The organism is Pseudomonas fluorescens (genome assembly GCF_902497785.1).
GTDB lineage: Bacteria > Pseudomonadota > Gammaproteobacteria > Pseudomonadales > Pseudomonadaceae > Aquipseudomonas > Aquipseudomonas fluorescens_BO.
In genome coordinates, this window is the sequence record NZ_CABVHK010000025.1 from 86,235 (window position 1) to 92,455 (window position 6,221).

Here is a 6,221-nt window from a genome sequence, read left to right on the forward strand (position 1 = left end):
ATGAGCGAAGCAATCAAACAGCCTGTGAGCCCTGAAGGCATTATCCAAATGCAGGGCGTCAACAAGTGGTACGGCCAGTTCCACGTGTTGAAAGACATCAACCTGAACGTCAAGCAGGGCGAGCGCATCGTCCTGTGCGGCCCTTCGGGTTCCGGCAAATCCACGACCATTCGTTGCCTCAACCGTCTGGAAGAACACCAGCAGGGCCGCATCGTGGTTGATGGCGTGGAACTGACCAACGACCTCAAGCAGATCGAATCGGTGCGCCGTGAAGTCGGCATGGTGTTCCAGCACTTCAACCTGTTCCCGCACCTGACCATTCTGCAGAACTGCACGCTGGCGCCGATGTGGGTGCGCAAGATGCCCAAGCGCAAGGCCGAGGAAATCGCCATGCATTACCTGGAACGCGTACGCATTCCGGAGCAGGCGCATAAATTCCCGGGGCAACTGTCCGGCGGTCAGCAGCAGCGTGTGGCGATTGCCCGGGCGCTGTGCATGAAACCGAAAATCATGCTGTTCGACGAACCGACTTCAGCGCTCGACCCGGAGATGGTGAAAGAGGTGCTGGACACCATGATCGGCCTGGCCGAAGACGGCATGACCATGCTCTGCGTAACCCACGAAATGGGCTTCGCCCGCACCGTGGCGAATCGCGTGATCTTCATGGACAAGGGTGAAATCGTTGAACAGGCGGCGCCGAACGACTTCTTCGATAACCCGCAGAATGAACGGACCAAGTTGTTCTTGAGCCAGATTTTGCATTGATGTCACACAGGCGTTGAAATAAACCCGGACATGTTCCGGGTTTTTTTTGTCCGCGATTAAACGCCGTACACGATTGCGTAGGAGCTGCCGCAGGCTGCGATCTTTTGATCTTCAAGAGCACAATCAAGAGCTCGCAGCCTGCGGCAGCTCCTACAGAAATTAGGGTTGTCCTGAAAGATTAAGCTGACTAACATGTCAGAAAATTCATCCTATGATTGGATGAAAAGGCGGCCTTCATGTCAGACATTTCTCCATTAGTTAAACGCTCCCTGGTCGATCAGGCCCTGGATCAACTTCGCCTGCGCATCACCGAAGGCACGTGGGTCGTGGGTCAACGTTTGCCCACCGAACCCGAGCTCTCCGCCGAGCTGGGCATCAGCCGCAACACCGTGCGCGAAGCGATGCGGGTGTTGGCGTTTTCCGGTTTGATCGAAATCCGTCAAGGCGATGGCAGTTACTTGCGGGCGGTGATTGATCCGCTGGACACCCTGAAAGCGTTGTCGCGCTGCTCGCTGGAGCAGGCCAGGGAAACCCGGCACATTCTCGAAGTCGAAGCCATCGGCCTCGCGGCACTGCGCCGTACCGATGAGGATTTGCACGAACTGCGCGAGGCACTGGGCGTCAGTGGCAGCCATTACCACGGCGATCTCGACAGCTACATCGCCTGCGATCTGGTGTTCCATCGCCGTCTGGTGGACGCCGCACACAACCCCACCCTCAGCGAGCTGTATCGCTATTTCTCCAGCATCGTCGGCGCGCAGTTGCGCCAGACCTTGAGCAACGCGCCACGTCGGCAGGAAGTGTTCGACCTGCACATCGCGCTGCTCGATGCCGTCGAACAACGCGACCCGGAACGCGCCAAAGCCTTGTCGAGGCAGTTGATCAATGAACCTTGAAACCGAGAACGCCATGTCCCGTCACACCGCACACACCCAACGCCCGGCGGAGCTCGAGCAACTGTTGATCGACGCCGAAGCCGACGACGAGCAAGTCCAGCAAAGCCCGCCGATCCTGCGGCGGCCGTGGTTGTTGTTGCTCGGTTTGATCCTAGTCGCGTTGAACCTGCGGCCGGCGCTGTCGAGCATGGCGCCGATGCTCAGCGAGGTCTCGAAAAGCCTCGGATTGTCGGCAGCGCATGCCGGTCTACTGACAACATTGCCGGTGCTGTGCCTCGGATTGTTTGCACCGCTGGCGCCGATTCTGGCCCGGCGTTTCGGTGCCGAACGGGTGGTGTTGGGCATCCTCCTGACATTGGCGGGCGGGATCATTCTGCGCAGTTCGTTCGGCGAAATCGGCCTGTTTGCCGGCAGTGTGCTGGCCGGTGCGAGCATCGGCGTGATCGGCGTTCTGTTGCCCGGCATCGTCAAACGCGATTTCGCCAAACACGCCGGCACCATGACCGGCGTCTACACCATGGCCCTGTGCCTGGGTGCGGCGATGGCCGCAGGCGCGACCGTGCCGTTGAGTGAACACTTCGACAAGAGCTGGGCTCTGGGCCTCGGTTTCTGGGTGATTCCGGCACTGGTGGCGGCGATCTTCTGGTTGCCGCAAGTCGGTCAGAAACACGGCGCGCATAACGTCGCCTACCGGGTTCGCGGTCTGTTGCGCGATCCGTTGGCCTGGCAAGTGACCTTGTACATGGGCCTGCAATCGTCGCTGGCGTACATCGTGTTCGGCTGGTTGCCGTCGATCCTCATCGGTCGCGGCCTGACGCCCACCCAGGCCGGGCTGGTGCTGTCGGGTTCGGTGATCATTCAACTGGCCAGCTCACTGGCCGCACCGTGGCTGGCCACGCGCGGCAAGGATCAGCGCCTGGCGATCGTGATCGTCATGGCGCTGACCCTCGGCGGTCTGTTCGGTTGCCTGTACGCTCCGATCGAAGGCCTGTGGGGCTGGGCGATTCTGCTCGGACTGGGGCAGGGCGGCACCTTCAGTCTGGCGTTGACCCTGATCGTATTGCGCTCGCGGGACGCGCATGTCGCGGCAAACCTGTCGAGCATGGCCCAAGGCTTCGGCTACACCCTGGCGTCCATGGGCCCGTTCGCGGTCGGCATCGTCCATGACTGGACCGGCGGCTGGAGCGCCATCGGCTGGATCTTCGGCGTGATCGGCCTCGGCGCAATCATCGCCGGCCTCGGCGCCGGGCGTTCGCTGTACGTGCAGGTGGTCAGCGAAAAAGTCTGACCTACAGGTACACAACGTCCAGCGTCGCCGAGCCGTCGAGCCGTACCTCAGTGCTCAAGTCCAGATCACGGGTGGGCGCGATGACCGTTTCAACGGTGACCCGGCTCGTCAGGTTTTGAATGGCAATCGGGCCGGCGTTGCTGCCGGCCACATCGACGAATCCGAGATAACTTCTGGATGCGATGGGAATGGTCCGGCTGTTGGAAGTACTCCACGCCAATCCGCCGGTGGTGGAGTCGGTGCGATAGACCTGTGACCAGGCGTCCACGGTGGTGCTGGCGGGATCGAAGTGCATTGAATACACGCCGATTTTATTGCCGCTGTTGTCCAGATTCAGACCGTAGTAAATCTGGCTGTTGACCAGCGCCGAGCCTTCGCGGTTGTCACGCATGAGCAAGCCAAAACGCAAGGGGGCGTCGCACTGGATCGTCAGGTCCAGAATCTTGTCACGCAGCTGTGTGCGCTTGTCGACGCTCAAGTCCTGATGGGAAAATTTTCCGTACTCGATGAGGCCGTTGCCGGACAGGCTCGGCGTGCAGGCTGCGGGCGTGATGTTGCCAGTGACGGCCAGGTCCACGACAGAGGCGGCGAGCGCGTTATGGGTGGTGCTGATTGTAAAAACAGCGATAAGTACTTTGAAGTAATGATGCATGGGTGAAAGTCCATTTCGTGGTGTGGTTGGGGGACCGGAGACATTCTTTGCCAAGGGTCGGACCTTGGGCCAATGAACCGCTGCGCCTATGGATGCTGCGAGCGGTTCGGCGTCAGGGCGTTACAGGTACTTCACTTCGAACGTGGCGGAACCGTCGATGATGACTTCATCGGTCAAGGTCAAGCCTTTGGTCGGGGCTATGGACGCTGAGATCTCCAGATCCATTTCAACGCTTGTTGCAGGAAGCGGGTCTGTCGTACCCGGCGCACTCACTGCCGTCCATAAGCCAGGACCCAGGTAGCCCCAACCTGCCCAGCTTCCCCCGCCATCTTCCGAATAGATTAGTTCAGCAGGGTTCCCGTCTGCCTGAACGGTGAGGTGGTAGACTTCAAAATTACCCAGTTTTTCTCCCGCATCGGTCAGTCCAAGACCAAAGTATCCTTGGCCGTATACGGTGCCGGCCTTGTTGTCGATACTGTGAATTGCGAAAGCAGTGTTTGCATTACAGGTCACGGTGAACTGCACATATTGGTTTGGCAGACGCGTGTATTGATCTGGATCCGGGTTGAGATCCTTCACAGGGATTTTGCCAAGGTTGATGTTCCCTCCACCGGACAACATCGGCATACAAGCACTCGGCGTGATGCTGCCGGTGACGGTCAATTCAGTACTCGAAGCCGCCAGTGCAAAAGGCGCGACGGTTATCAGTGTGCAGGCGGTCAGTGCTGCCAGGTATTTGTTCATGTTTTGGATACTCATTCATTAGGCAAGGGGTTCTGCCAGTCGCACTGAACCGCCGCGACCGTGAACGCTGCGAGCGGTTCGGCGTCAGGGCGTTACAGGTACATCACGTCGATTGTCACGGAGCCGTCGATGGTGACTTCGTCGGTCAGGGTCAGGCTGTTCGTCGGGGCTATGTACGGTTCGATCACCAAGTCCATCGCGACCTCTGTCGCGGCTAGCGGGGTTAGAGTGCCGGCTGCACTGACCGAGGAAATCGCCCCGATCATGATCGACTCGCCGAGCTGCCAACTGGGTGTCTCTTTGTCCAACGAAAGAATGGCGACGGCAGGTTGTCCGTCTGCCAGAGCACTGTCGATGCTGACCCAGAACTCGCCGACCTTTTCTCCCGCATCAGTCAGGCCCAAACCGAAGCCGTATGCGTCGGTCGCAGTGCCGGCCTTATTGTCGGTTGGGTCAAGCGCGAACTGCGTAGCGGCGTCACATGTCACCGTTAGTCCAATAGATTGCTTATCCAGCCGCGTCTTGCGGTCTGGATCCGGGTTGAGATCCTTTACAGGGATTTTGCCAAGGTCGATGTTCCCTCCGCCGGACAACATCGGCATACACGCACTCGGCGTGATGCTGCCGGTGACGGTCAATTCAGTACTCGAAGCCGCCAGTGCGAAAGGTGCAACGGCGATCAGTGCCGTGGCGGTCAGTGCTGCCAGATAATTTTTCATTGTTGGATGCTCATTTATCAATCAAGAGGTTTCGCCAGTCGACACTGAACCGCCCGCGCCTGAGAACGCTGCGAGCGGTTCAGCGTCAGGGCGTTAGAGGTACTTCACTTCAAATGTCGCGGAGCCATCAATCGTGATCTCCTCGGTCGCCGGCAGGTTTTCCGCAGGGGTGATCCAGGTGCGGACCATGAGATTCATCTGGAGGTTTTCCACGGGGATCGGTTCAAGCGTGCCGAGTGCGGCAGTCGATGTGAGCATGGCTGGAAACAGGCCGGGGGTAGCGGTCCAGCCTGTGCCGTCAACCGATTGAATGGCTCTCGCGCTCACGCCGTCTGCCGTGACGCGAGTGATCGCGGGCGTGAAGCCGCCCAGCTTTATGTCATCGCCGACCAGCCCCAGACCGTAACCACTGCCATTCCACGATGTGCCCGGGTTGTTATCGATGGCGTTAATAGCAAACAACGCCGGCGCATCACAGGCTACGGCCAACTCCAATGGCGTAGCGTTTACCAGCGTGAAGGTGGTTGGATTCAGATCCTTCATCTGCAGGTCGCCGACATCGATTATTCCGCCAGAGGACAAGCTCATTTCACAAGCACTCGGTGTAATGAAACCGGTGACAGTCAGTTCAGTGCTTGATGCCGCCAGTGCAAACGGCGCAACGCTGATCAATGCGGTAGCGGAGATTGCTGCAAGGTACTTTTTCATTTTTGTTTCTCACTTCCAGGGTTGTGACCTGACTGGCCCGGGGTGCTTGAGTGCACCGCGGATTCGTCAGGGTCGGGTTGGGTGTTACAGGTAAATAATCTCGATCGTTCCCGCGCCATCCAGGTCGATGGCGCTGCTCAAATCCAGGTTGTTGGTGGGCGCAATGACCGCCTCGACGGTCACGGTGGTACTGAGGTTCTGGATCAGTACCGGGCCGGCGTTGCTGCCGGCGCTGTCGGTGAAGCTCAGGTAGCTGTTCTGGCCAATGGGGATCGGGCTGTTGCTGGACGTACTCCAGGCCGCACCGGCGGTGGTGGAGTCGGTTCGATAGAGGCGGCCGAAGCTGTCGGCACTGGCGTCGGCCGGGTCGATATTCAGCGAGTACAGGCCGATTTTGTTGTTGCGGCTGTCCGTGCCGAGGCCGTAGTAAATCTCGCTGTTGACCGTCG

7 protein-coding genes and 1 pseudogene are annotated in these 6,221 nt (G+C 59.1%); 3 read left to right on the plus strand and 5 right to left on the minus strand.

What is annotated here, in order from left to right:
• The 3 genes from F8N62_RS28875 (at position 1) to F8N62_RS28890 (ending at position 2,949) form a co-directional block, all read left to right on the plus strand.
• A complete protein-coding gene (locus F8N62_RS28875) occupies positions 1-765 on the plus strand; it encodes an amino acid ABC transporter ATP-binding protein (protein WP_045062117.1) in 765 nt (254 codons plus the stop codon).
• A 236-nt stretch (positions 766-1,001) separates the two neighbouring features.
• The gene (locus F8N62_RS28885) at positions 1,002-1,661 is read left to right on the plus strand and encodes a FadR/GntR family transcriptional regulator (protein WP_150713874.1); all 660 of its coding nucleotides are present in this window, start codon (positions 1,002-1,004) and stop codon (positions 1,659-1,661) included.
• Positions 1,651-2,949 (plus strand): CynX/NimT family MFS transporter, encoded by a 1,299-nt coding sequence (locus F8N62_RS28890; RefSeq protein ID WP_150713875.1) that lies wholly within the window; start codon positions 1,651-1,653, stop codon positions 2,947-2,949. The genes F8N62_RS28885 and F8N62_RS28890 overlap by 11 nt, the downstream gene beginning before the upstream one ends.
• Position 2,950: 1 nt before the next feature.
• Here F8N62_RS28890 and F8N62_RS28895 read toward each other — a convergent pair whose 3' ends face one another.
• From F8N62_RS28895 to F8N62_RS28915, 5 genes and pseudogenes are all read right to left on the minus strand, one after another.
• The gene (locus tag F8N62_RS28895; RefSeq protein WP_150713876.1) at positions 2,951-3,601 is read right to left on the minus strand and encodes a DUF1120 domain-containing protein; all 651 of its coding nucleotides are present in this window, start codon (positions 3,599-3,601) and stop codon (positions 2,951-2,953) included.
• A gap of 120 nt (positions 3,602-3,721) precedes the next feature.
• On the minus strand, positions 3,722-4,345 hold the full coding sequence (locus F8N62_RS28900; protein ID WP_150713877.1) for a DUF1120 domain-containing protein: 624 nt from the start codon (positions 4,343-4,345) through the stop codon (positions 3,722-3,724).
• A gap of 92 nt (positions 4,346-4,437) precedes the next feature.
• On the minus strand, positions 4,438-5,064 hold the full coding sequence (locus F8N62_RS28905; protein ID WP_150713878.1) for a DUF1120 domain-containing protein: 627 nt from the start codon (positions 5,062-5,064) through the stop codon (positions 4,438-4,440).
• 93 nt (positions 5,065-5,157) lie between these two features.
• On the minus strand, positions 5,158-5,772 hold the full coding sequence (locus F8N62_RS28910; protein WP_150713879.1) for a DUF1120 domain-containing protein: 615 nt from the start codon (positions 5,770-5,772) through the stop codon (positions 5,158-5,160).
• An 84-nt stretch (positions 5,773-5,856) separates the two neighbouring features.
• Positions 5,857-6,221 (minus strand): annotated as a pseudogene (locus tag F8N62_RS28915) (hypothetical protein); the annotation flags it as partial.

Bases quoted from the DNA above. Each gene is read 5' to 3' on its own strand.
- F8N62_RS28875 (WP_045062117.1), top strand. From the start codon at position 1: ATGAGCGAAGCAATCAAACAGCCTGTGAGCCCTGAAGGCATTATCCAA.
- F8N62_RS28885 (WP_150713874.1), top strand. From the start codon at position 1,002: ATGTCAGACATTTCTCCATTAGTTAAACGCTCCCTGGTCGATCAGGCC.
- F8N62_RS28890 (WP_150713875.1), top strand. From the start codon at position 1,651: ATGAACCTTGAAACCGAGAACGCCATGTCCCGTCACACCGCACACACC.
- F8N62_RS28895 (WP_150713876.1), bottom strand. From the start codon at position 3,601: ATGCATCATTACTTCAAAGTACTTATCGCTGTTTTTACAATCAGCACC.
- F8N62_RS28900 (WP_150713877.1), bottom strand. From the start codon at position 4,345: ATGAACAAATACCTGGCAGCACTGACCGCCTGCACACTGATAACCGTC.
- F8N62_RS28905 (WP_150713878.1), bottom strand. From the start codon at position 5,064: ATGAAAAATTATCTGGCAGCACTGACCGCCACGGCACTGATCGCCGTT.
- F8N62_RS28910 (WP_150713879.1), bottom strand. From the start codon at position 5,772: ATGAAAAAGTACCTTGCAGCAATCTCCGCTACCGCATTGATCAGCGTT.